Origin of the sequence: Pedobacter sp., assembly GCF_041662865.1 — a bacterium.
Lineage (GTDB): Bacteria > Bacteroidota > Bacteroidia > Sphingobacteriales > Sphingobacteriaceae > Pedobacter.
The window spans coordinates 19,284-41,361 of sequence record NZ_JBAZRL010000029.1; the positions used below are offsets into that span (position 1 = coordinate 19,284).

Sequence of the window (22,078 nt, forward strand, 5' to 3'; positions counted from 1 at the left end):
TTTACGTGTAACTGCACTACTATTTATTTTTTTGTAATTTGCGCTGCGCTCATTAAACTTTCTCTGAAATCCATGTCGCAATCCAAGAAAATACTAAACTTCATTCGCCTACACCTAAAAACTTCATTTGATCGTATCGGTAACGAGCGATTTAAAAAGAACCTTTTGCAAGCTGTGCCTTTCTGGATTGCCTCAGTACTTGCGGGATTAGCTGCCGTTGCCTATGCTAAATTATTTGTCATGGCAGAAGATATAGCACTTTGGGTTTTTAACTATAATGCTTGGTTATTATTTGCGCTAACTCCAATTTGTTTTGTGCTTGCTTGGGCTTTAGTTTGGAGGTTTGCACCTTATGCTAAAGGTAGCGGTATTCCTCAGGTAATGGCGGGGATAACTATTTCTGCTCCAAAAACGCATGACTTAGTAAGCCGATTGCTTAGTCTAAAAGTTATGGTGATCAAAGTATTATCAAGTTTAGTCATGGCAATGGGAGGAGGAGCAATAGGGAGAGAAGGACCTACAATTCAAATCTCCGCATCTATATTTCGTTCGGTAAATTCGATGTTGCCAAACTGGTGGCCTAAAGTTGCAAAAAGAAACATGCTGGTAACCGGTGCTGCTGCAGGATTGGCCGCAGCATTTAATACACCATTGGGTGGAATAGTATTTGCAATTGAAGAGCTTACAAAAACACATTTTAGTTTTTTTAAAACAGCAATTTTCTCTTCAGTAATTATTGCGGGATTAACCGCTCAAGCTATATTGGGTCCTTACCTTTATCTAGGTTATCCTAAAATTGACAATACTTCAGGGTATATTTTCTTTGGAGTTCTTTTAGTGGCATTAATTTCTGGCTTATTAGGAAGTTTGATGGGGAAATTAATTTTGTTGATACTTAGGTGGAAAGCAAGATTGAAATCATTACGTGCAAATATGGTGTATGTGGTAGGTTGTGCAGTAGTGTTAGTAACGCTTGCCCTAATTTTCGGCGCTAATGCATTAGGTTCTGGTAAACAAGTGATGGAAACTGTATTGTTCACTCCAGATCGTCACGCACATTGGTACATTCCAATTTTAAGAATAAGTAGTTCGATGGTATCTTTTACAACTGGCGCTGCCGGAGGGATTTTTGCTCCAGCTCTAGCTGCTGGGGCTTCGGTAGGATCTGTTGTTGCGGGTTGGTTCAATCTATCAGAAACAAATACCAATCTTCTCATCTTAGCAGGAATGGTAGGTTTTTTAACAGGAGTAACTCGCTCACCATTTACATCAGCAATTTTGGTATTAGAAATGACCAACCGCCAAACCGCAATATTTAGCTTAATCCTTGCGGGAATGGTAGCTAGCTTAGTATCTATGTTGATAGATAAACATTCTTTATACGACCATTTGAAAGTTCAATATGTAAGAGAACTCGAAGAAATCGAAAGAACTGAGAAAAAGAATCTAATTGTACAATAAAGATTTTTTAATTAGTATTTAGCCAATGCCATGATCCAAATTTTTCAGGATCGAAAAAATCGGGGTTTAGTGGTACATTGATTTTAAAGTCGTGGTATTCTTCTGTTTGTACGAGTTTACCATTTACAAAGATCTTTACGTTCCCTTCGTGCCATATTTTACCAATTTTTTGATGGTCTTCGAATTGACACTCTAAACGAGATTTCTCGTTTTGTTGAATCATCCTTACTAAATAATGATTTTTTGCATCGTACCATAATTGGCTTTTTGTCGTATCGGCACTTGCCACTCCAATAATATCAACTTCTTTACCTTTCCACGTACTTTTAAAACCTTTACTTAGATCAAAGCCATCCTTAGTTAGCTTTTGATTAACCTGGTCTATGGGTTCAAAATACATACCTCCCAATAGGTAGACTAAAATATTAGGATTTATAGAGGGTTTAAGTTTTTTTGACTGTCTGAAATTGTAAGTGGTATCGCCTCTATAAATTATGGCATTTCCATCTTTAGGATCTCCTAAATCAATCCGAAATAAATTAGGAAAAATACCAGCTTCATACCATACTTGACTTCGAGTAAGTGTATCGGCTTTATAAAAGCCAGTTTTCTGATTAAAAGTAATCGTCTTTGGCCATTTCCCGTAAAACTGATGATGAATCTCTTTAAATTTTGAGTTGATTTGAGCAAATGCTGATGCAGCAAATGCAAATAATATTAAAAAGCAGCTTGTGGTTTTTAGATTTAATTTCATTACATACATAGTTAATAGAGATAAGATTTTGCCTTAATTAAAGTTACAGAAATAATTATTCACTTCTTTGCAGGGCGATTAAACCTAAAATTGGGCCTAACGCTAGTAACATATAAATGTATTGCACATTTGTTGCAGTCTTTAAAGCATCGATTAGCTGAATACTGATAATGGTAATTGCAAAGCCAATACAATTTACAATGGTTAAAGAAGAACCTTTATATTCTGCTACTGCATTTTGAGCTACTAAAGTGGAAAATAAAGGAGAGTCGGCTATAACTGCCATTCCCCAAATAAACATAAATACGATAAAAACACTAGCAGAGCTATTTACTACAAACAATGGGGAGGTTAAACAGCAGATACAAGATAAACTTAAAGAAAGAGTAGCGACTTTCCTTACACCAAATTTAGTTGAAATTACTCCGCCAATTACACATGCAATGCCTCCAACCGCAATAATTAAAAAAGAAAAGAGTGGAACGTTGAACGCATCATTTGGATGTTGGTTATTGTAGACTAGTAAAATAGCAGGAACAAATACCCAAAACGCATATAGTTCCCACATGTGTCCAAAATACCCAAAAGCTACAGCTCGAAACTTTTTATTCGCAAATCCCTTTATGAATGCACTTAAACTCAATCTTTGCCCAATAGTTCTATAAGGGCCATCAGGAACAAGAATAAGTATTGCGAATCCTCCTAGTAAAGAAAGTAAAGACGTAAAAAAAACAATGTAATGCCAAGGTATTCCATGTATACTTTTTAAGAAATGAGGGAAAGCGGTTCCCAAAACTAATGCGCCTACTAAAAAACCTAAAGATTTCCCTAGCCCTTGTTGAAAGTGATCTGCTGCTATTTTCATTCCCACTGGATAAATGCCAGCAAGAAAGAAACCAGTAACAAACCTAACACTCATTAATTGAGTAACAGTTATACCATCAATATTTACGCAAAGATTGATTAAAGCTGCAACAACAGCACAGCTAAAGAAAATTTTAGAAGGAGAAAAGCGATCTGAAATACTTAATACAGCAAATACCAATGTGCCAATTATAAAACCAAACTGAACAGCACTCGTAAGATGAGCTAAATAGGAAGATGGAAAGTGTAACTGTTTAACCAAGTCGCTTATAATTGCATTACCAGCAAACCATAATGAAGTACAAAAGAATTGTGCAACAACTAGTGTAGGTAAAATTATTTTCTTTGGTTTTGAAAAGGTCGATTGCATGCTAGAGATTGCAAGATAAAGATTTATGTTTCAGTTATGTATGCAATTGATGCAAAATAAAAAAGCCTCTCAGTTTTTCTGAGAGGCTGTAATTTTAACATATGTACTAATAAAAAGCAGTATAAAGCGCAACTAATAGGCCTATAATTAAAACGGCACCTACCGCAAAACCAGTAGTGGTCTTAAACATTTTAGTATCTATTTCTAAACTATTAGGTATAACTCCCTTTTTATTTTCATAAATACTAATGATGTACATGCCAATAGCACAAACTACAAAAACGATAAGCATTCTATCCATAAATGGAATTTCGAAAATACCCTTAGCGTTTTTAACCGCCCAACCAAACTCATACAATGGCGATAAATCGAACATGTTTGGCGTAAACTTTAAGAATACAGAGACTAGGAAACCGCCAATCGTTGCAAATAAAGCTGCATTTGAGGTAGTTTTTTTCCAAAAGAAACCAAAAATAAACATGGCAAAAATACCAGGAGATACAAAGCCTGTATACTCTTGAATGTATTGAAAACCTTGTTTTCCTTCTCCCATTAAAGCATCGCCAACTATAAACGATAATAAAACGGCAAGTAGCATAGATACCACCACAGCTATTTTGCCTACATTAACTAATCTAGTTTCTGATGCTTGGGGTTCGAACGCTTTTTTGTAAATATCTAACGTAAAAATGGTAGCAATACTATTGGCTTTACCCGCTAATGAAGCTACAATAGCTGCAGTTAAGGCTGCAAATGACAAACCTTTTAATCCTGCTGGTAATAAAGTTAATAATGCAGGGTAAGCTTTGTTCGGATCTTGTACACCAGAAGAGGTTAATAAATCTCCGGAATTAATTGCACCGATATCGTTTTTAATAATATAATAAACTGCTATACCCGGTAAAACAACGATTACAGGCATTAACATTTTTAAAAATGCCGCGAATAATAATCCAGCTCTGGCGGTAGGTAACGATGCACCCAAAGCACGTTGCGTAATGTACTGATTACAGCCCCAATAACTTAAGTTGGCAATCCACATACCTCCAATTAACACACTTAATCCAGGTAAATCGATATAATTAGGGTTATCCTTTTTAAAGATTAAATGAAAATGTTCTGAGGCACCATCTTTTAACATCGAGAAGCCAGTTAAAATACCTTTTCCACCAGAAATAAGATTTAAAGCAATATAAGTCGCTACTAAACCTCCAAGAACTAAGAAAAATACTTGTATTACATCAGTGTAGCCAATTACTTTCATCCCGCCAAGGGTAATAAAAATAGCAAATACTGCTAAGGCTAAAATACAAAAGGTAATGCTTAGACCAGATATACCACTAATTGCTAAAGCTCCTAAATATAAAATGGACATTAAGTTTACTACGATATAAAGCATTAGCCAAAAAACAGCCATAATCATAGCTACTTTACCATTATACCTCTGGCTGAGGAATTGAGGCATTGTAAAAATTTTATTCTTCAGGTATACTGGCATAAAGAAAACAGCTACAATAATCAACGTCGCTGCTGCCATCCATTCGTATGCAGAAATGGCTAATCCAAGTTTAAAACCCGAACCACTCATACCAATCATTTGTTCGGCTGAAATGTTAGAGGCAATTAATGATGCGCCAATGGCCCACCAGGTTAACGAACCTTCGGCAAGGAAATAGTCTTTTGAGCCTCCTGAAGCAGATTTTTTCTTGTTGTAGATGTACAAACCGTAAGCGGCTACAATTACGAAATAGACTAAAAATACAATGTAATCCTTCGTGTCTAGTAAGTTATTTTTCATTCATGTGTGTTTATTTGATTTGAATTCTAAATGTAATAAAATTGAAAAATAAAGTTCATGATTCTAGAAATTAATTTTGATGTAATCTAAGCCAAAGTGTATGCTATATATGCCTATGCTACGATAGTGCCACTAGTAAAACAAATAATTAATAATCTCCATGATTGAAATGCGGAAATTTAAATTTAGTATATGAGCTAATTTATAAATTGTAACATTTCTTTTTTTTAAAAAAACAATTTTGTAGAACTAGTTGAAATTCAATATTTTTATCAGTAGATGAAGGGTACAATTATACTACTAGCTTTATATTTTTTAAGCGAAAGTAAAGGCGTAATAAATTGGTTGCAAAATCATTTATTATCGTGTCAGTTTAAGCAAACATTAGGTATAGATTGCCCAGGTTGTGGCATACAGCGCTCAGTTATAGAATTAGTACAGGGGCATTTTATATCTTCTTTTAAGCTTTATCCAGCTACATTGCCCATTATTGCATTATTTATTTTTACCGTAGTTCATTTAAAATTTGATTTCAAAAACGGCGCATTTTTTATTAAAATGCTTTATATTGGTATCACTTTAATTATTGTAATCAATTATATTTATAAAATATTTACTCATCAATTAATTTAACGCTATGTCTGAAGAACAATTAGAACCACAAGAAAACCCTCAACCTCAACCTACACCACAACCTACTTCTCAAAATCCATTTCCCCCACAAAATGGAGGTTTTGGTTATGGTATGCAACAGTCTTTACCTAATGCAACAGTTGTTTTGGTATTGGGCATTCTTTCCATCGTATTTTGCTGCTGCTATGGTATTCTTGGATTGATACCAGCGATTATTGCATTGGTATTAAGTAAAAAAGATAGAGCACTTTATGAAATTAACCCAGCTGTTTATACGTTAAGCTCATATAAAAATTTGAATGCTGGTAGAGTTTGTGCCATTATTGGTCTAATTCTAAACATTCTTTCGCTATTATATTTCGCAGTCATCATTATTATGTTTGGTACAGGAATATTAAGTGATCCTCAAAAATTACAGGAAATGATAAAGGGAATGCAATAAGATTTTCAATTCATTTAAAAAGCAAATGTGTGATGAATACATTCGTTTTTTTGTTGACTGTAAGTCAGCAAATTGTTATTTTATGGTGTACTAATTTTTAGCGCCTCATATTTGTTATCTTTGCATATTATTAATAAAAAGAGAAAAGAATGTATCCTGAATATTTAGTAGAACCTATGCGTGCTGAGTTGACTAACGTAGGTTTTGAAGAATTAAAAACAGCGGAAGCAGTAGATAGCGCAATTAAAGGTGAAGGAACTGTATTTGTTGTCGTAAACTCTGTATGCGGTTGTGCAGCAGCAAATGCTCGCCCTGCAGCAAAAATTGCAGCATCCAATGCTAAACACCCTAATAAATTGGTAACAGTTTTTGCTGGTATGGAAAAAGATGCGGTTGATAGAGCAAGATCTTACATGATGCCTTTTCCACCTTCATCGCCTGCAATGGCATTATTTAAAGATGGTAAATTGGTTCATATGATTGAGCGTCATCAAATTGAAGGTCGCCCTGCGCAAATGATAGCAGATAGCTTAATTGGTGCGTTTGAGCAGTACTGCTAGTCTGAAAAGATAAAAGATAAAAGATAAAGGAGCAAGGATTAAAGATGTACTATCTCTAATTCTTGCTCCTTTTTTATTTGATGGTAGTCTTTGCTCTTTTATCCTTACTCTGAGTTCAGATTAAAAATCTTTATTCAGCAACTTCTCTAATTCACCAAAAGAAACATTCATGCGTACACGACCTTGTTTGGCATAGGCAATTTCACCAGTTTCTTCAGAGATAATCACAGCAACAGCATCGGCCATTTCAGAAACACCAATCCCAGCTCTGTGGCGTAAACCAAATTGCGGTGGTAATTTATCGTTATCAGTTAAAGGCAAAATACAGCTTGCACTTTTGATTTTGTTTTCAGCAATAACAACTGCACCATCATGCAATGGACTGTGTTTTTGAAATATACTTTCTAATAAACGTTTTGATATTTTAGAATCGATAAGCTCACAACTATTCGTAAAAAGTTCATCATCGTAAAACTTAACAAATACGATTAATGCACCAGTTCGTGTTTTTTTCATGCTTTTGCAAGCATCAATAATGGGTTTAATTCGTATTAAATTATCACGTTCTAAATCTTTACTGCCAAACAGATAGCCCCACCATGCTTTATTTTTTTGTAGGAAGGTATTCTTGCCGATATGCAGTAAAAAACGCCTAATTTCTGGTTGAAAAATAACAATGAGCGCCATAATACCCACACTCATAAACTTGTTAATAATGGCCGATAACAAATTCATATGCAGGCCTTTTACCACATAATAAAAAATAAGAATGATGAACATGCCCAACAGCAAATTCACGGCCAATGTATTCCGTATTAAGCTATAAATGTAATAGATAAGGATAGCTACAAGGACAATATCTATCCCATCAACCCAAGTAATTTTAAGAAAGTCAAAGTCAAGGCTTTTCATTGAGCACAAGTTAGTTAATTTAAGCCTCTCCATCAACTAAGAGCAAACTAAAAAAGCTAAAAAGTCGAACTTATTAAGGATTTTTTATTCTTTCTATTAAAGTTATGCACTCCTTTGCTTCCTTTACGTCATGAACCCTCAAGATTTTAACTCCTTTTAGCAAAGCTGATGCATTTAAAACTGTTGTGCCGTTCAATGCATCGGCAGATTTATTGTTTAGCACCTTTGTCACCATAGATTTTCGAGAAAAACCAACCAAAATTGGTAATTCGAAAGAATTTAGCCGTTCTATTTGCTGCAAAAGCTCATAATTGTGGCTAATAGTTTTCGCAAAACCAAATCCCGGATCGATAATAATATCTTTTACACCTAATTTGTTTAAAACAGCTAATTTCTCTGAAAAATAAGTGCTTACTTCATCAACTATGTTGTGGTAAGTTGGATTTTCCTGCATATTCTGCGGTGTACCTTTCATATGCATTATGATGTATGGTACTTGCAATTTTGCTACTGTTTCGAACATTTTTTCGTCTAAATTTCCAGCAGAAATATCATTAATTAAATGTGCGCCAGCCGAAACAGTTTCTTCAGCCACTTTTGCTCTAAATGTATCAATGGAAACTAAAGCAGCTGGAAATTCTTTTGTAACCGCCTCAACTACTGGAATAAGCCGATGTAATTCTTCGTCGATTGTAATATCTACTGCACCAGGTCTAGAAGAATAAGCACCGATATCTATGAATTTAGCGCCCTCATTTAAAAAGTTTTCAGTTGCTTTTAAGGCTTCATTAACACTGCTAATTCTGCTGTTCACATAAAATGAATCAGGAGTTAAATTTAAAATGGCCATAACAGCTGGACTGCTTAAATCTATCAGTTTGCCTTTGCTATTTAGTATTACTTTTCGGTTTAAAAATGTATCTTTAGCCATCATTTAATACAAAAATAGGTATTAAAATAGCTTTAAACTAAATATTTTAATTGTTTTGGCAGTAAACACATCACAAGAGTACGACAACGTTATAGCGGTTTGTAAATCGCTTTTTTTAAAGAAGACAAAAGATTATGGAACTGCTTGGCGCATTCTAAGGGCAGCTTCTATAACCGACCAAATTTTTATCAAGGCACAACGCATTCGTACTTTAGAAGAAAAGAAAGTTTCTAAGGTAGACGAAGACATCACATCTGAATATATTGGCATTGTAAACTATTGTATAATTGCAATGTTGCAACTAGAATTAAGTGAAAACGATCCTAATGAAATGGATGTTCAGGTAGTAGAAATTTTGTTTGATAAACGAGTTACAGAGACTAAAGATTTAATGTTTGCCAAAAACCACGATTATGGAGAGGCTTGGAGAGATATGCGAATTAGTTCTTTAACTGATTTGATATTGATGAAAATCTTAAGAGTTAAACAAATTGAAGATAATTTAGGTCAAACAGTAGCTTCTGAGGGTGTAAAAGCAAATTATCAGGATATGTTGAACTACGCTGTTTTTGCCTTAATTAAATTGGGAGTTAAATAGAGTTGCATGTTACGGGTTACATGTTGTAGGATTGAGTGCAAATAAATTAACAATAAAACAATTTAGCAATTATATAATGTCGAAAATAGCATTGAACTTTTCTCGTTGGTTTGTTGGAGTTTTATTCATCTTTTCTGGTTTAATAAAAGCCAATGATCCATTGGGTTTTGGCTATAAACTCCAAGAATACTTTGAAGTTTTTCATCTGACTTTTTTAAGCAATTGGGCTACTGGAATTGCCATCATTTTATGTGTGTTGGAAATTGTTCTAGGTGCTTTGTTATTGCTTGGTTTTTGGCGTAATCAGGTAACTAAGGGGCTGTTAGCACTAATTATTTTCTTCACTTTTCTAACTTTTGTTTCTGCTGCATTTAAAGTAGTTACTTCTTGTGGTTGCTTTGGCGATGCGATTCCGCTTACACCTTGGCAATCATTTACAAAAGATTTAATCCTATTGGTGATGATTGTTTATTTGTTCATCCACCGAAATAAAATAGAACCAATTACAACCAATTTAGCTTGGCAAAAAAGAGTAGCGTTGTTAGTATTAATTGCATCCTTACTTTTTGGATTGTTTACTTATAACTTCTTACCAATTTTAGATTTCTTGCCCTATAAAATAGGTTCTAGCATTCCTGAATCTATGAAAATCCCTGAAGGCGCAATGCCAGATGAATTTCTAATTATGTACCAGCTTAAAAATAAAGCAACTGGCGAAACCAAAACCATGAGCGATAAAGATTATTTAAAGTTGGAGGTTTGGAAAGATAACAATTGGGAAGTTATTGGTAATCCTGAAAAGAAGTTGATTAAAAAAGGATACGATGTTAAAATTAAGGACCTATTAATTGCAGATGCATCAGGTACAGATTACACTAAAGAACTCATAGAAAATCCATATTATAATCTAGTTGTTGTTGCGTACGATTTAAAGAACACAAGTGAAAATGCCATTGCAGAAACTAATGCTTTAGCTTTAAATGCGGCAGACCAATTTAATATTCGTACTGTTTTGTTAACTTCTAATTCGGCGCAAGATGCGGATGCCTTTAGCAAGAGAATGAAATTTTTTATGGAGGTTTTTTATGCTGATGCTGTTCCATTAAAAAGTATGGTGCGGGCAAATCCTGGTATACTATTATTGAAAAATGGCGTGATTATAAATAAATGGCATTATCACAATTTGCCATCGTTTAATGAATTATCTGAAAAATATTTTACGAAATAATGGGAGCTTACGCGATAAGAAAATTGTTATATGGCTTAGCGGTAATGGCAGGAGTTATTTTGGTGGTGTTTGTGTTATTCAACATTTTACCAGGAGATCCAGCAAGAATGACAATGGGGCAGAGATCTGATGTGCAATCGCTAGAAGCAGTACGCAAGGAATTTGGATTAGACCGCTCAAAACCTGTTCAATTCTTTTTGTATATCAATGACTTATCTCCAATTAGTATTCATCAAAGTACAGCAGAAAATCAGGAGAAATACCATTATCAAAAGCTATTTAGCGTGGGTAAAGATGTTATTGTATTAAAAATTCCTTATTTGCGCAGATCTTATCAAACTAAAAGAGATGTAACTACTATACTTTCAGAAACGGTACCAAATACTTTTGTACTTGCGTTAACCGCTATGATATTTGCTACTATAATTGGTGTTTTATTAGGCGTAGTTTCCGCTGTTCATCAAGGTACGTGGATAGATAATGCTGCAAACACTTTTGCCATTTTAGGTATTTCAGCACCTTCTTTTTTCGCAGGGATTATCATTGCTTGGTTATTTGGTTTTGTATTGGCAGACTACACAGGCTTAAACATGAGCGGTAGCTTATATAGCTATGACCCATTTAAAGGAGAAGTGATTACCTGGAAAAACCTTTGGCTACCGATGGTTACTTTAGGCTTACGTCCACTAGCTATTATTGTACAATTAACCCGCAGTGCGATGTTAGATGTTTTGGCTCAAGATTATATTCGTACTGCAAGAGCAAAAGGCTTAGGTCGCAATGCGATAATTTATAAACATGCCTTGAAAAATGCCTTAAATCCGGTTATTACAGCAATCTCGGGGTGGTTTGCTTCTTTATTAGCGGGATCATTCTTTGTAGAATATGTTTTTGGATATAACGGCTTAGGCAGGACCACAGTTACCGCTTTAGAAATGTCTGATTTTCCAGTAGTAATGGGGTCAATTCTATTTATTGCATTTGTATTTGTAGTGGTAAATATATTGGTCGATTTGTTGTATGCATGGGTAGATCCAAGAGTTAAATTAGCTTAAAATGCTGCTAAAAATGTTAAACTATACAGCAAAAGCTGATGCGATTGTAATAGCAGAATTAAATGCAATAAACTTACCTGAAGCAAACAACTTGTTTAGTCATGTATTAACAGCTCAGCACACTTGGGCAAAGAGAATTTTAAACCAAGCGCCTAATTTTGGAGTTTGGGAAGTGCAAAATGTTAAAGATTTCCAATCTATAAGCGACCATAACTTTGAAATGATAGAAGAAATACTTCAAAACATTTCACTTGAAAAGGATGTAACTTATAAAAATGTTGCAGGAGATGAATTTATAAACAGTGTTGAAGATATTTTGCTACATGTTTGCAATCATTCTACTTATCATAGAGCACAAATAGCTACCATGCTAAAAGTGGCAGGTTATGTGCCACCAATTACAGATTACATTATGTTAAAACGTACAAACCAAATATGATTATTTTTTTGGTAGGCTTTATGGGCTGCGGTAAAAGCACTAAAGCAAAGCAATTGGCAAATAGATTAAATTGTTCGGTAATAGATTTAGATGCTGAAATTGTAGCACAAGAAGGAAAATCTATTGCAGATTATTTTGCAGAAAATGGTGAAGCCGCTTTTAGAGAATTAGAAAGTAAAACATTAAAAACATTTCCCTATCCAGAAACCTGCGTAATTGCTACAGGTGGAGGCTTACCTTGCTTTTTTGATAATATGGAGTGGATGAATAAACATGGTAAAACTGTGTATTTACACATGACCCCACCACAATTGGTATCTAGACTTCACAACAGAGAGAAAAGGCCTTTACTTAAAGGGATGGATGATGAGCAGCTATTAGCTTTTATAGAAATGAAATTAGCAGAACGAGACCATTACTACAATCAAGCGCAGATCATTGTAAATGCATTTGATTTAGATGCAGAAGTGTTGGAAAAACAAATAAAAGGGAATTAGATTTCCTAAATCCTATTGTAAGTATTAATCGATTAATTATCCGTTTGCCGCTCAAATCACTCAGATGAAAATAACCCAAGCTAGCCTTGATGACGTTAAGGAATTGAACAACCTGGTAAACTCTGCCTACCGTGGCGAGGAATCGAAAAAAGGCTGGACAACTGAGGCCGAAATCCTTGATGGCATCCGGATTGATGAAAAGGCTTTGGAGCTGTTGCTGGCCAAGCAAGAAGTGACAATCCTAAAGCTGAGCGATCAGAGTGGTAAAATGCTGGGTACGGTTTGCTTGGAGGTAAAATCGCATGAGCTGTATCTGGGTATGTTTGCTGTATCACCTATTGCTCAAGGTAATGGCATAGGTAAGTCTCTTTTATTAGCAGCAGAGCGCCATGCCCTCGAAAATAATTGCGCCAGGATTGTCATTTCCGTGATCAGCAGTCGAGTTGAATTGATTAATTGGTACAGCCGCCATGGTTATGTGCCCACTGGAGGGTCTATTGCATTCGAGGAGATTGAAGGCAGGTTTGGCGACCCTAAGGTGTCAGCCATTAGCCTTATCGAGATGGAAAAGATGCTTTACATGTAATAGGATAAAACGTTTGCTGAAATTTGTTTAAGGTGCTTCGACAAGCTCAGATGGCAAACCAATAATCACTATTCTCCTTCTTGATCAAACTGTTCTTCAATATACTTAATCTTTGTTTTGCCATGTGGAGTTGGCTCGCCGTAATCGTTAATGTTAACGAACACAATTTTATCAATCGTTAAAATGCTTTTTCTGGTAATTTTATTTCTTACCTCACAGCACATGGTAATGGATGTATTGCCAAAAGATGTAGCTGTTATGCCTAGTTCAATGATATCGCCAAGTTTGCCAGAACTAACAAAGTTAATTTCAGACATATATTTGGTCACCACTTTTGGATTTTCTAATTGAACAATCGCATAAATAGCAGCTTCTTCATCAATCCATTTTAATAAACTACCCCCAAATAATCCCCCATTCGGATTAAGATCTTCTGGTTTTATCCATTTACGAGTGTGAAAATTCATATGATTTGCTTTTATGCTAAGTTAACGATTACGTAGTACACAAAATCTCATATTTATGCAACAAGCTTAATTTCTTTCCCGTTTAGAGACTCCATTGAAGCCAATTACCGAATCAGGAAGTTGAGATAACTTAATTTCAACCTTTTTATTGGGTACAAAAGTTCGGTACGAAAAATTTTTATACGCCTTAATTGGGATTTCTATAATGGTATAAGTTCTAGTTGCTGAAGTAGAATCGCCAATAAGTTTTCGAGGACCTTCGCCAATGCATCCAGTATTTAATAATCTTAAACCATCTTCCCCAGCTGGATAATATGCGTGCTGATGTCCACTAATATATAAGTTGATATTATTTTTCTTAAAGAAATCCACTGTCTGTTTTGTCGATGCTAAAACCTCGCCTGGTTTATTCTTGCTATCTACAATAGCATAAATAGGTAAATGACCTAGCAGTATTCGTAATTTAGCTTTTTTAGCTTTTTCAGAATTTAGTTGTTCTTCCATCCATTGGTAAACTTCTGTTTGAACAGTAGAACTTGCTGCATCCCAACTAATAAAAAAGACATCATTTTTGGTATAACTATAATAAAACGGGAAATTTTCCTTGTCAATAAAGTTTAAACCTAAATCATCCTGATTATCTCTCCAAAACTTTTGAGTGGCTGCTCTATCTTTTTTGAAATTTGCCGAAGCATCATGATTGCCAACTGTAAAGGCGAAAGGTATTTTCATCGCTTTTATGGGAGACAATACATTTACCTTAAAACTCTGCCACATTTCTACTAAATTCTCATCTGTTAGAGATGATTTTTGTCCCGCTACCATGTCTCCTGCACACAAAATCATATCTGGTTTAAGACTATCTAATTCCTTAAGTGCAGCCGCTACATCAGGATGATATACTGTAGAGCCATATCCAGAATTTAAATCGCTTATGACAGCAATTTTGAAGAATTTATTTTTTGTAGTTTCTTTAGTAAAAGTAACTTGATAGTTATTTATTGGCCTTCCAATTAAAAATAGGCAAATTGAAAAAACAAAAGCTACTGCAAATTTCATTACTTTAATTCGCCTAAATAAGCTTGTACTTGTTTCTCTAGTGCTAATGTTGCCACTTTAATAGACGAACCAACTCGTGTTGTTTTTGCATCAACAGGCATTGTTCCTATTGTTGCTAAAGCATCTGTATACCATTTGCCCCAAACTTCTATAATATGTTTTTCATCAGCCACAGGTTTACCCTCAGCTATAGCTTTTTTACTTAACTCAAATTCTGTTTTTAAGCGAGTTAAAGCATCTGTTTTCACTTGGGTAACTGTAGCTGTTGCTGTATTTTCATCTGCAGTAACTAAGGTATAAGCAGCAGTTAATGCACTAACGCCAACATTTTTCATAGTAATTGCAGATACTTTGTCAATTCTATCATTATCTGTATGGTAAAATACATCCGTAAAATGCCACATCAATAAACCAGGTATTTTATTCTGTAAAAAAGGAGTATGATCACTACCACCTTCAAACGGATTGTAGTTCACTGTCCAGTTGGCAAACTTGCCTTGTGTTTTACAGATGTCGAAAATAAAATCGTTGTAATAGTGAGGGAAAAGATCCTTTTCTTTTACATCGCCAGCGCCCCATTCGGTATGTTTATCAGTGCCACGAGTCCAAATTGCAGAAGGATCAGGCATTTTTTCAATTAAGAAAGAACCACCGGTTTTTTTAGTATCCTCACCAACCATATCTAAACTCATTCCCCATAAAATTCCGTTTGCACGTTCTTTATTATCAGTAATATATCTTCTTGTCGATACAATTTCATCTCCCCATAAAAAGGTTAGCGTACGTTGTGGTTTCAATTGACCAGTTTTAACCAAATTTGCAGTTACACGAGCCATTTCTGCTAAAGTTCCTACGCCCGTAGCGTTATCATTCGCACCTGGTTCTTGCACATGTGCACTATACACAAAACGTTCATTGGGTTTTACGCTGCCCTTTACGTTTGCAACAATGGTTAATTCATCAGAATCATAAATTTTAGTTTCAATATCAACTTTTAAACTTACTGTACCTTTTAAGCAAGCAGTTTTTAGTTTTTCTTTTACACCATACGATAAAAGCAAAGACCATATACCCGCATTAGCTGGCATGCTGCCAAAAGAGATGGAAGTTTGATATTTTTCTGGTTGATTATATTTAGGCACTGAATAACCCATCACGCCAATTGCACCAGCTTTTGCAGCAGTTGCAATCAACCTTCCTGCAGCTACATCAGCAAATAAAATTTTTCCTTTTAGATCTTTTCCTTCTATATCAGCGGCTGTGCCTTTGCCTACAAAAACAACTTCAGCGGTAACACCACCAGTAGCGGTTGATGGGCAATTAATGGGAATCATATTGCGATTAGTTTGAAAAGCAATGAGCGGTTGTGTTTCGCCAACTACGGTTACACTTGCATTTACAGGCTCCCAAGTACTACGTTTCATTGGTCGTTTTTCAATACGATAGGTCAGGGGAGCTTCAAATTCATTGGCTTTTTCTTCTATATAGCCGGCTTTTTTCAATATTTCTTCCACACGGTGGATACTTGCGTTAAAGCCAGTATTGCCTGGTACACGGAAATATTTTTCTACAAAAGCAGTAGTTTCATATGCATTTTTCTCATTAAAACCTGCACGAGTTAATTTGAAATAATTAGCAGTTTGAGTTTGAGAAAATGCAACCGTAGAGAATAGTGATAATGCAAAAAGAAAGATTTTTTTCATCTGTATAATTTGTTTTCATCTGTGATGAACCTATCAGATTGTTCATCTCACGGTGTGATTGAAAAATCATGATGGTTTCATACTTGTTTTCTAAACCGAAAGGTAATCAGTTATCCTGAAAATAAATCATTAATGAAATAAAATCTATGTGACAAAGGAAGAAATAGTATCAGGAATTTTTATTTTTTTCGCTTAATCTGATGATCTACAGAAATAGGTCCAGAGCCAACTATCCAAAATAAAACGAGTAGACAAAGCACAATCAATGATAGCCATAACTCGGAATTTAAGGCAGAAAATCCGTTAGATATGTTTACAAATACAATTGCGCAGATTAAAATAGGGATTTGAATAACAACTGCAAAGCGTGTTACTAGACCAATGATAATTAAAATACCACCAACTAAATGTGCAAATGCCACAATGTGAATAGCAACGCTTGCCATCATTCCAGAAAAACCATAGATGCTATTATTGATTAAGATTTCTTGCTGTGCTCCAGTATCGCTAATGAGCGCAATACCTTTACTAAATATGATTAGGCCTAATACAATTCGAACTATATCTAGCCATTTTGCATGATGGGCATCGCCCCAGTGCTCAACTTTTTGGATAACATTCATAACAAATCTCCTTTTAAGCTATATGAAGTTACAAATCAAAAACTATATCTGCAAGTATATTTTTGTAGTCTATCAAACCTCATAGATTGGGATTAAAGTTAGAGTTTCATACCATAGCAGCCACATTACTCATCCTTATAGGTGTGGGAAATTTTGTGTATTGTGGTATAATGTTTTTATGCAGTGGAGAATAACGCACCATCTTAAAATAACGAGCCTTTTCTAATTAAATGAATTGTACGAAAATTCTCATCATCACCTAAAAGATGATTTTACTAACTAGAAGGTTAGTGTAGTTTTGCTCTTACAGGAATTATCAATAAATCAATATTAAAACCATTACTATGAAAATCACAAAAGATATTTTATTTATACTATTTCCGTTGTAATTGCCTCATGCGGGAAAGATAAACCCATTGTAACTCCTGAAGTTACATCTATTACCATTACAGAGTTTTATCCTCAAAAAATGATTACTGGCAGCGAAATAACCATAGTTGGAACAAACTTTGACCCTATCGCTTCCAACAATGTAGTGAAGATAAATGGAGTTGTAGCAAAGGTAAATAGTGCAACAGCTACAACCTTAGCCATAACTATACCAACTGCAGCCACAAGTGGTAAAATAACTGTGAACAAGGGTGCGGTAGCCGCAACATCAAGTAATGATTTTATGGTAATGAATAATCCATATCAAAATGTGAGGATTAAGTACATAACAACCATAGAAACTAAAATAAGAAGACTATTCCATTATGATTCATCAAATAGGTTAACCAGTATCGAGACCTGCCTTATGGATAATTTGGGAACGCTAAATATACAGTCTATAAATACATACACTTATCTGCCCGATGGTAAATTAGATAAGGATACCTACAAAATCATATCCCCTGCGTCAAATACTTCAACAGTTGATCAATATACTTATGTAGGTAATGTTTTAGATAAAATAACCAATTCAACTATTGATGAAACCACTGCTTCATCTCCAATAGTTACAATTAATTCAATAGAAAAATATGATTTTATAAAAGGATCAATTAATACCATAACGCGTACAGACAGTCAGGGTAAAATTTTATTTATTAATAAATACGCTTATGCGATAATAGCAGGAAATCCACAAATAGTTCTCACACAGACACCTGGACCTGGTAGTGGTGGTGGAGTATCTTCAAGAACCACACTTTATTCTGGAGATGTGCTGAATCCGCTAAGCTTAACAATTCCTACCGTTCAAGAGTCACTTTTCTTTGAAAAAAGCTATGCTTTTAGCCAAATTGCAGACGACTACACTTTCTTTCCTGCACTTAATCAAGAAACAGGAAGAATTACGGATGCTTATTTTTATATAAATAAAATTACTAAAGCTACCCAAAATTATCAGTATGAAGATAAATAACACTAATTACAAAGAACATAAAACTAAATTCTCATGTTGCAGTAAAAGTATTTTTGCTACTGTGATTGACATTCTTTTAGTGTTATAGTCTATACAATTTTACGTAATTGATGCAATGGGCATATTAATGTCATTACCAACAACTATTCTGTTTTAGAATTCTACAGATACCCTAATCTATTTTTTATAAAACCATCCATTGCATGTTCAACGCCATTTATGTCTTTTGATGTGATTGAAGACCCAATTACATGATTTCCAGCTTTTGGAATTGCTATTTTTTCTTTATCTCTAGTAGATGTGCCTAATTCATCGAACATTTTTAACATAGCATCAACTTTTACAACAGGATCTTGTTCAGTGTCATTTTTATAATAATAAAGGAGTAATACTGGTTGTTTTACCTTTTTGAATAACGATGTAGTCATGCTACTTTCTAACATTTCTTCGAGTTGTACTACCGATTCGAGACGATAATGAGTATACCAGTATTTTTTATATTCCGGACTTTTGCCATCCACTTGTCTTTCGTTTCCACCAGTTACTTTACGAGCAATTTGTAATCCCCATGGGTTATTCAATAACCATGCTTTACTGTCGTTTATCGCAATATTTGGTGATAGTAATACTAAGCTATTTATTTCCGGATAAGCAGCTGCCAATTGTAAAGCTAAGCTTCCGCCAGTAGATGTGCCTACTAATATTACTTTTTTACCTAACTTCTTGCCTATGGCATATGCTTGTTTGCCAGTTTCCCATAGGCGGTCTGCAGTAAAATATTGCATAGGTGCTATGGTGTCTAAACCGTGATCTGCTAAACGAGCTAAATATAAATTTGCATGTAAAGCCTTTGCTAAATAAGTAAAAGCTGGGTTTCCTTCTTGTTTAGATGCCGAAAAGCCATGTAAATACACAATTGCATATTCTGTTTGTTGTTGTGTGCTATCTGCCCAAACAATTTCGGCTTCGTTACCCGGTTTAATTTTATGTTTTGCTTCTTGCGATGCAACGTATGCTGGCAGAGCAATTAATTCTGGAACTACTGGAAGTTTAGAATTATATAATGGCTTAGTTGGTTTTGGGCCTACAAAATAAACGATTACTAGTATCACAACAAGGATAGATAGTACACTTAAGAATATTTTCATGTTAATAGTTTGATTAAAAATACGCTTTTAATGGAATTTAAGTAAGTTTGCAGACACATTTTTAGCTGAATGCCCGGAATAAATCAGATAAAACTACCAATAGCCACAGAGATTGATGCATTTGAAGCAAAATTCAAAGATTCAATGCACAGTGAGGCGCCGTTATTAAATCGAATTACGCACTATATAGTAAAAAGAAAAGGCAAACAGATGCGACCTATGTTTGTGTTTTTTGCTGCGAAACTTTGCGGTGGAATTATAGAATCTACACATCGAGGAGCTGCTTTAGTGGAGCTTTTGCATACAGCGACTTTGGTACATGATGATGTAGTTGACAATGCTTATGAACGTCGTGGATTTTTCTCTATTAATGCATTATGGAAAAATAAAATTGCTGTTTTAGTAGGTGATTATTTATTAGCCAAAGGTTTGTTGCTTTCGGTAAACAATAGTGAGTTTGCTTTGTTGAAAATAGTATCTGAAGCCGTGCAGCAAATGAGTGAAGGTGAATTACTACAAATCGAAAAAGTAAGACGGATGGATATTAGTGAGGAATTGTATTTTGAGGTTATCCGACAAAAAACAGCTTCCCTAATTGCTTCATGTTGCGCTTGTGGTGCCGCATCTGCAGGTGCAGATGCAGTTACGATTGAAAAAATGCGCCTATTTGGAGAGAAAGTTGGAATCGCTTTTCAGATTAAAGATGATACTTTTGATTTTGGAACCGATAATGTTGGGAAGCCTTTGGGGATTGATATTAAAGAGAAGAAAGTGACACTACCTTTAATTTATGCCCTAAATAGAGCAGAAAAGACAGAGCGAAAACGAATAATAAATCTGGTAAAGAATCATCAGGATGATCCTAAAAAAATACAAGAGGTGATAGATTTTGTAAATAGTAAGGATGGAGTGCATTATGCCAATGAAAAGATGTTAGAATATCAGCAACAAGCTTTTGATATTTTATACCAATTTGAAGAAGGCGATGCCAGAACAGGTTTAGAGCAATTAGTAAGGTATACAACTGAACGTAAAAAATAATGTCGAACGAATTATTATTCATTGGTGGTTTCTTAGTCTTCATCGTGCTTATTTTAGCATTAGACTTGGGTTTATTCAGTAAAAAGGATCACATCATTAGCTTAAAGCAGGCAGGTATCATGAGTTTTATCATGGTGATGTTGGCATTGGGTTTTTACTTCTTACTAATTTTAGAGGGACAAGAACTACATGGCATTCGTGATTATGCAAAGCTTGAACAAATTGTAAAAGCACATCAACATCAAATTACATTGATTCCTGGGAATTTTGAGGCTAGTTTAAAGATTTATAATCAAAACTTAGGGATAGAATTTTTAACGGGTTATGTAATTGAGTACGCACTTTCGGTAGATAATATATTTGTTATTGTGCTTATTTTTTCTGCATTTGCTGTACCTGAAAAGTATTACCATCGCGTTTTGTTTTGGGGTATTTTAGGTGCTATTGTGATGCGTTTTATCTTCATTTTCGTAGGTGCAGCCTTAATTAATCAGTTCTCATGGATTTTATATGTATTTGGGGCGTTCTTGATTTTTACAGGTATACGAATGTTCCTTTCTAAAGAAGGAGATGATAAAATTGATACAGAGAAACATCCTGTAGTTAAATTTGCATCAAGATTTTTTGCTATCCATCCACGTTATGAGGGAAATAATTTCTTCCATAAAGTAAATGGTAAAACATTGTTAACCCCTTTATTTTTAGTGCTTTTAATTGTAGAATTTACGGATTTAATTTTCGCAGTAGATTCAATCCCTGCAATTTTTGCAGTCACTAAAGATGCTTACATTGTTTTCTTCTCAAATATTTTTGCCATTATGGGCTTAAGATCAATGTTCTTTTTATTGATCAACATTATACACAAATTTCATTATTTAAAAACTGGTTTAGCAGTGTTGTTAACTTTTATAGGTGTGAAAATGTTAGCTCATGATTACTTAAAAGCCTGGGGTTTTACAACTGAGCATTCTTTATTAATTATACTATTTATATTAACTACAAGTGTTGTTGCTTCATTGATTTTCCCTAAAAAGAAGCAGGTTCATGCTGATTAATTTGTAATACGTTAGATTCAATCATTTTAAAACTCATCTATGTAGGTGAGTTTTTTGGTATAATGATAATTTACTGAGTCTTTAAGATTGATTAAAATTCCCATATCTAATTGCTTTTCCTTTTATTTTATCAGATTACTGATGTTTAAACATTAATAAAAGTTTTTATTAGCACATCCCCCAAAAGACGATTTTTTGAATGTGATAATCAGGCTACTTTTGAAATGTTAATTCAAAATCGTCCCATTTCGAATTTTCTACAATTTAAAAGCAGCTAATGACAGTTATGCCAACTGAACCTTTAAGCTGACAGAGATATTAAGATTTTAGGAAAGGAGTTTCCTAATTAACAAGTAGAGAGGACGGGGTCTGGCAATGAAAAACGCTAGGCCCTTTTTAATTCGGAAAAGTCATAAGGTGAGAAACTGATATGGAAGCCTATAATCATG

At 34.6% G+C, this 22,078-nt stretch carries 23 protein-coding genes; 13 read left to right on the top strand and 10 right to left on the bottom strand.

Translation table 11 applies throughout. The annotated features are described in order from the left end of the window. Window positions 1-72 precede the first annotated feature (72 nt). Window positions 73-1,461 (top strand): chloride channel protein, encoded by a 1,389-nt coding sequence (locus tag WC622_RS10800; protein WP_372819699.1) that lies wholly within the window; start codon window positions 73-75, stop codon window positions 1,459-1,461. 7 nt (window positions 1,462-1,468) lie between these two features. Here WC622_RS10800 and WC622_RS10805 read toward each other — a convergent pair whose 3' ends face one another. From WC622_RS10805 to WC622_RS10815, 3 genes are all read right to left on the bottom strand, one after another. Then, the gene (locus tag WC622_RS10805; protein ID WP_372819700.1) at window positions 1,469-2,215 is read right to left on the bottom strand and encodes a hypothetical protein; all 747 of its coding nucleotides are present in this window, start codon (window positions 2,213-2,215) and stop codon (window positions 1,469-1,471) included. Window positions 2,216-2,270: 55 nt separating this feature from the next. Further along, window positions 2,271-3,449, bottom strand: coding sequence for a nitrate/nitrite transporter (locus WC622_RS10810; RefSeq protein ID WP_372819701.1), 1,179 nt, complete (start codon window positions 3,447-3,449; stop codon window positions 2,271-2,273). A gap of 106 nt (window positions 3,450-3,555) precedes the next feature. Beyond that, the gene (locus WC622_RS10815; protein WP_372819702.1) at window positions 3,556-5,247 is read right to left on the bottom strand and encodes a sodium/sugar symporter; all 1,692 of its coding nucleotides are present in this window, start codon (window positions 5,245-5,247) and stop codon (window positions 3,556-3,558) included. Window positions 5,248-5,526: 279 nt separating this feature from the next. Here WC622_RS10815 and WC622_RS10820 point away from each other — a divergent pair, with 279 nt between their 5' ends. The 3 genes from WC622_RS10820 to WC622_RS10830 all read left to right on the top strand — a co-directional run bounded on the left by WC622_RS10820 (window position 5,527) and on the right by WC622_RS10830 (window position 6,882). Next, on the top strand, window positions 5,527-5,880 hold the full coding sequence (locus tag WC622_RS10820) for a DUF2752 domain-containing protein (protein ID WP_372819703.1): 354 nt from the start codon (window positions 5,527-5,529) through the stop codon (window positions 5,878-5,880). A gap of 4 nt (window positions 5,881-5,884) precedes the next feature. Further along, window positions 5,885-6,322 (top strand): CCC motif membrane protein, encoded by a 438-nt coding sequence (locus WC622_RS10825; protein WP_372819704.1) that lies wholly within the window; start codon window positions 5,885-5,887, stop codon window positions 6,320-6,322. Window positions 6,323-6,471: 149 nt separating this feature from the next. Next, complete coding sequence (locus tag WC622_RS10830) at window positions 6,472-6,882, top strand: BrxA/BrxB family bacilliredoxin (RefSeq protein WP_372819705.1); 411 nt, start codon at window positions 6,472-6,474, stop codon at window positions 6,880-6,882. A 120-nt stretch (window positions 6,883-7,002) separates the two neighbouring features. Here WC622_RS10830 and cdaA read toward each other — a convergent pair whose 3' ends face one another. Together cdaA and folP are read right to left on the bottom strand one after the other, a co-directional pair. Beyond that, window positions 7,003-7,794, bottom strand: coding sequence for a diadenylate cyclase CdaA (gene cdaA / locus WC622_RS10835; protein ID WP_182923510.1), 792 nt, complete (start codon window positions 7,792-7,794; stop codon window positions 7,003-7,005). 73 nt (window positions 7,795-7,867) lie between these two features. Beyond that, window positions 7,868-8,728 (bottom strand): dihydropteroate synthase, encoded by an 861-nt coding sequence (gene folP / locus WC622_RS10840; protein WP_372819706.1) that lies wholly within the window; start codon window positions 8,726-8,728, stop codon window positions 7,868-7,870. A gap of 52 nt (window positions 8,729-8,780) precedes the next feature. Between folP and WC622_RS10845 the strand changes: the two genes are divergently transcribed. The 6 genes from WC622_RS10845 (at window position 8,781) to WC622_RS10870 (ending at window position 13,128) form a co-directional block, all read left to right on the top strand. Further along, on the top strand, window positions 8,781-9,323 hold the full coding sequence (locus tag WC622_RS10845; protein WP_372819707.1) for a DUF1599 domain-containing protein: 543 nt from the start codon (window positions 8,781-8,783) through the stop codon (window positions 9,321-9,323). Window positions 9,324-9,399: 76 nt separating this feature from the next. Then, window positions 9,400-10,551, top strand: a complete 1,152-nt coding sequence (locus WC622_RS10850) for a BT_3928 family protein (protein ID WP_372819708.1) — start codon at window positions 9,400-9,402, stop codon at window positions 10,549-10,551. After that, window positions 10,551-11,606 (top strand): ABC transporter permease, encoded by a 1,056-nt coding sequence (locus WC622_RS10855; RefSeq protein ID WP_372819710.1) that lies wholly within the window; start codon window positions 10,551-10,553, stop codon window positions 11,604-11,606. The genes WC622_RS10850 and WC622_RS10855 overlap by 1 nt, the downstream gene beginning before the upstream one ends. 13 nt (window positions 11,607-11,619) lie before the next feature. Next, complete coding sequence (locus WC622_RS10860; RefSeq protein ID WP_372819711.1) at window positions 11,620-12,045, top strand: DinB family protein; 426 nt, start codon at window positions 11,620-11,622, stop codon at window positions 12,043-12,045. Further along, entirely contained in the window at window positions 12,042-12,542 is a 501-nt protein-coding gene (locus WC622_RS10865; protein ID WP_372819712.1) for a shikimate kinase, read from the top strand. Before WC622_RS10860 ends, WC622_RS10865 begins: the two co-directional genes overlap by 4 nt. A gap of 64 nt (window positions 12,543-12,606) precedes the next feature. After that, window positions 12,607-13,128, top strand: a complete 522-nt coding sequence (locus tag WC622_RS10870; protein ID WP_372819713.1) for a GNAT family N-acetyltransferase — start codon at window positions 12,607-12,609, stop codon at window positions 13,126-13,128. A gap of 68 nt (window positions 13,129-13,196) precedes the next feature. Here the strand turns inward: WC622_RS10870 and WC622_RS10875 are convergent, their stop codons facing one another. From WC622_RS10875 to WC622_RS10890, 4 genes are all read right to left on the bottom strand, one after another. Further along, complete coding sequence (locus WC622_RS10875; RefSeq protein WP_372819714.1) at window positions 13,197-13,595, bottom strand: acyl-CoA thioesterase; 399 nt, start codon at window positions 13,593-13,595, stop codon at window positions 13,197-13,199. 66 nt (window positions 13,596-13,661) lie between these two features. Next, window positions 13,662-14,654 (bottom strand): metallophosphoesterase, encoded by a 993-nt coding sequence (locus tag WC622_RS10880; protein WP_372819715.1) that lies wholly within the window; start codon window positions 14,652-14,654, stop codon window positions 13,662-13,664. Beyond that, window positions 14,654-16,357, bottom strand: coding sequence for a M28 family peptidase (locus tag WC622_RS10885; protein WP_372819716.1), 1,704 nt, complete (start codon window positions 16,355-16,357; stop codon window positions 14,654-14,656). Before WC622_RS10885 ends, WC622_RS10880 begins: the two co-directional genes overlap by 1 nt. Window positions 16,358-16,536: 179 nt before the next feature. Then, on the bottom strand, window positions 16,537-16,980 hold the full coding sequence (locus WC622_RS10890; protein WP_372819717.1) for a DoxX family protein: 444 nt from the start codon (window positions 16,978-16,980) through the stop codon (window positions 16,537-16,539). A 445-nt stretch (window positions 16,981-17,425) separates the two neighbouring features. Between WC622_RS10890 and WC622_RS10895 the strand changes: the two genes are divergently transcribed. After that, window positions 17,426-18,385, top strand: coding sequence for an IPT/TIG domain-containing protein (locus tag WC622_RS10895; RefSeq protein WP_372819721.1), 960 nt, complete (start codon window positions 17,426-17,428; stop codon window positions 18,383-18,385). Window positions 18,386-18,546: 161 nt separating this feature from the next. Here WC622_RS10895 and WC622_RS10900 read toward each other — a convergent pair whose 3' ends face one another. Further along, on the bottom strand, window positions 18,547-19,533 hold the full coding sequence (locus WC622_RS10900) for an alpha/beta hydrolase (protein WP_372819718.1): 987 nt from the start codon (window positions 19,531-19,533) through the stop codon (window positions 18,547-18,549). 69 nt (window positions 19,534-19,602) lie between these two features. Here WC622_RS10900 and WC622_RS10905 point away from each other — a divergent pair, with 69 nt between their 5' ends. After that, window positions 19,603-20,574 (top strand): polyprenyl synthetase family protein, encoded by a 972-nt coding sequence (locus WC622_RS10905; protein WP_372819719.1) that lies wholly within the window; start codon window positions 19,603-19,605, stop codon window positions 20,572-20,574. Next, window positions 20,574-21,629, top strand: a complete 1,056-nt coding sequence (locus tag WC622_RS10910) for a TerC/Alx family metal homeostasis membrane protein (protein ID WP_372819720.1) — start codon at window positions 20,574-20,576, stop codon at window positions 21,627-21,629. Before WC622_RS10905 ends, WC622_RS10910 begins: the two co-directional genes overlap by 1 nt. Window positions 21,630-22,078: the final 449 nt, after the last annotated feature.

What these genes read in the sequence shown, in the direction of transcription:
- WC622_RS10800 (WP_372819699.1), top strand. Translation starts at nt 73, where the DNA reads ATGTCGCAATCCAAGAAAATACTAAACTTCATTCGCCTACACCTAAAA.
- WC622_RS10805 (WP_372819700.1), bottom strand. Translation starts at nt 2,215, where the DNA reads ATGAAATTAAATCTAAAAACCACAAGCTGCTTTTTAATATTATTTGCA.
- WC622_RS10810 (WP_372819701.1), bottom strand. Translation starts at nt 3,449, where the DNA reads ATGCAATCGACCTTTTCAAAACCAAAGAAAATAATTTTACCTACACTA.
- WC622_RS10815 (WP_372819702.1), bottom strand. Translation starts at nt 5,247, where the DNA reads ATGAAAAATAACTTACTAGACACGAAGGATTACATTGTATTTTTAGTC.
- WC622_RS10820 (WP_372819703.1), top strand. Translation starts at nt 5,527, where the DNA reads ATGAAGGGTACAATTATACTACTAGCTTTATATTTTTTAAGCGAAAGT.
- WC622_RS10825 (WP_372819704.1), top strand. Translation starts at nt 5,885, where the DNA reads ATGTCTGAAGAACAATTAGAACCACAAGAAAACCCTCAACCTCAACCT.
- WC622_RS10830 (WP_372819705.1), top strand. Translation starts at nt 6,472, where the DNA reads ATGTATCCTGAATATTTAGTAGAACCTATGCGTGCTGAGTTGACTAAC.
- cdaA (WP_182923510.1), bottom strand. Translation starts at nt 7,794, where the DNA reads ATGAAAAGCCTTGACTTTGACTTTCTTAAAATTACTTGGGTTGATGGG.
- folP (WP_372819706.1), bottom strand. Translation starts at nt 8,728, where the DNA reads ATGATGGCTAAAGATACATTTTTAAACCGAAAAGTAATACTAAATAGC.
- WC622_RS10850 (WP_372819708.1), top strand. Translation starts at nt 9,400, where the DNA reads ATGTCGAAAATAGCATTGAACTTTTCTCGTTGGTTTGTTGGAGTTTTA.
- WC622_RS10855 (WP_372819710.1), top strand. Translation starts at nt 10,551, where the DNA reads ATGGGAGCTTACGCGATAAGAAAATTGTTATATGGCTTAGCGGTAATG.
- WC622_RS10860 (WP_372819711.1), top strand. Translation starts at nt 11,620, where the DNA reads ATGTTAAACTATACAGCAAAAGCTGATGCGATTGTAATAGCAGAATTA.
- WC622_RS10865 (WP_372819712.1), top strand. Translation starts at nt 12,042, where the DNA reads ATGATTATTTTTTTGGTAGGCTTTATGGGCTGCGGTAAAAGCACTAAA.
- WC622_RS10870 (WP_372819713.1), top strand. Translation starts at nt 12,607, where the DNA reads ATGAAAATAACCCAAGCTAGCCTTGATGACGTTAAGGAATTGAACAAC.
- WC622_RS10875 (WP_372819714.1), bottom strand. Translation starts at nt 13,595, where the DNA reads ATGAATTTTCACACTCGTAAATGGATAAAACCAGAAGATCTTAATCCG.
- WC622_RS10880 (WP_372819715.1), bottom strand. Translation starts at nt 14,654, where the DNA reads ATGAAATTTGCAGTAGCTTTTGTTTTTTCAATTTGCCTATTTTTAATT.
- WC622_RS10885 (WP_372819716.1), bottom strand. Translation starts at nt 16,357, where the DNA reads ATGAAAAAAATCTTTCTTTTTGCATTATCACTATTCTCTACGGTTGCA.
- WC622_RS10890 (WP_372819717.1), bottom strand. Translation starts at nt 16,980, where the DNA reads ATGAATGTTATCCAAAAAGTTGAGCACTGGGGCGATGCCCATCATGCA.
- WC622_RS10900 (WP_372819718.1), bottom strand. Translation starts at nt 19,533, where the DNA reads ATGAAAATATTCTTAAGTGTACTATCTATCCTTGTTGTGATACTAGTA.
- WC622_RS10905 (WP_372819719.1), top strand. Translation starts at nt 19,603, where the DNA reads ATGCCCGGAATAAATCAGATAAAACTACCAATAGCCACAGAGATTGAT.
- WC622_RS10910 (WP_372819720.1), top strand. Translation starts at nt 20,574, where the DNA reads ATGTCGAACGAATTATTATTCATTGGTGGTTTCTTAGTCTTCATCGTG.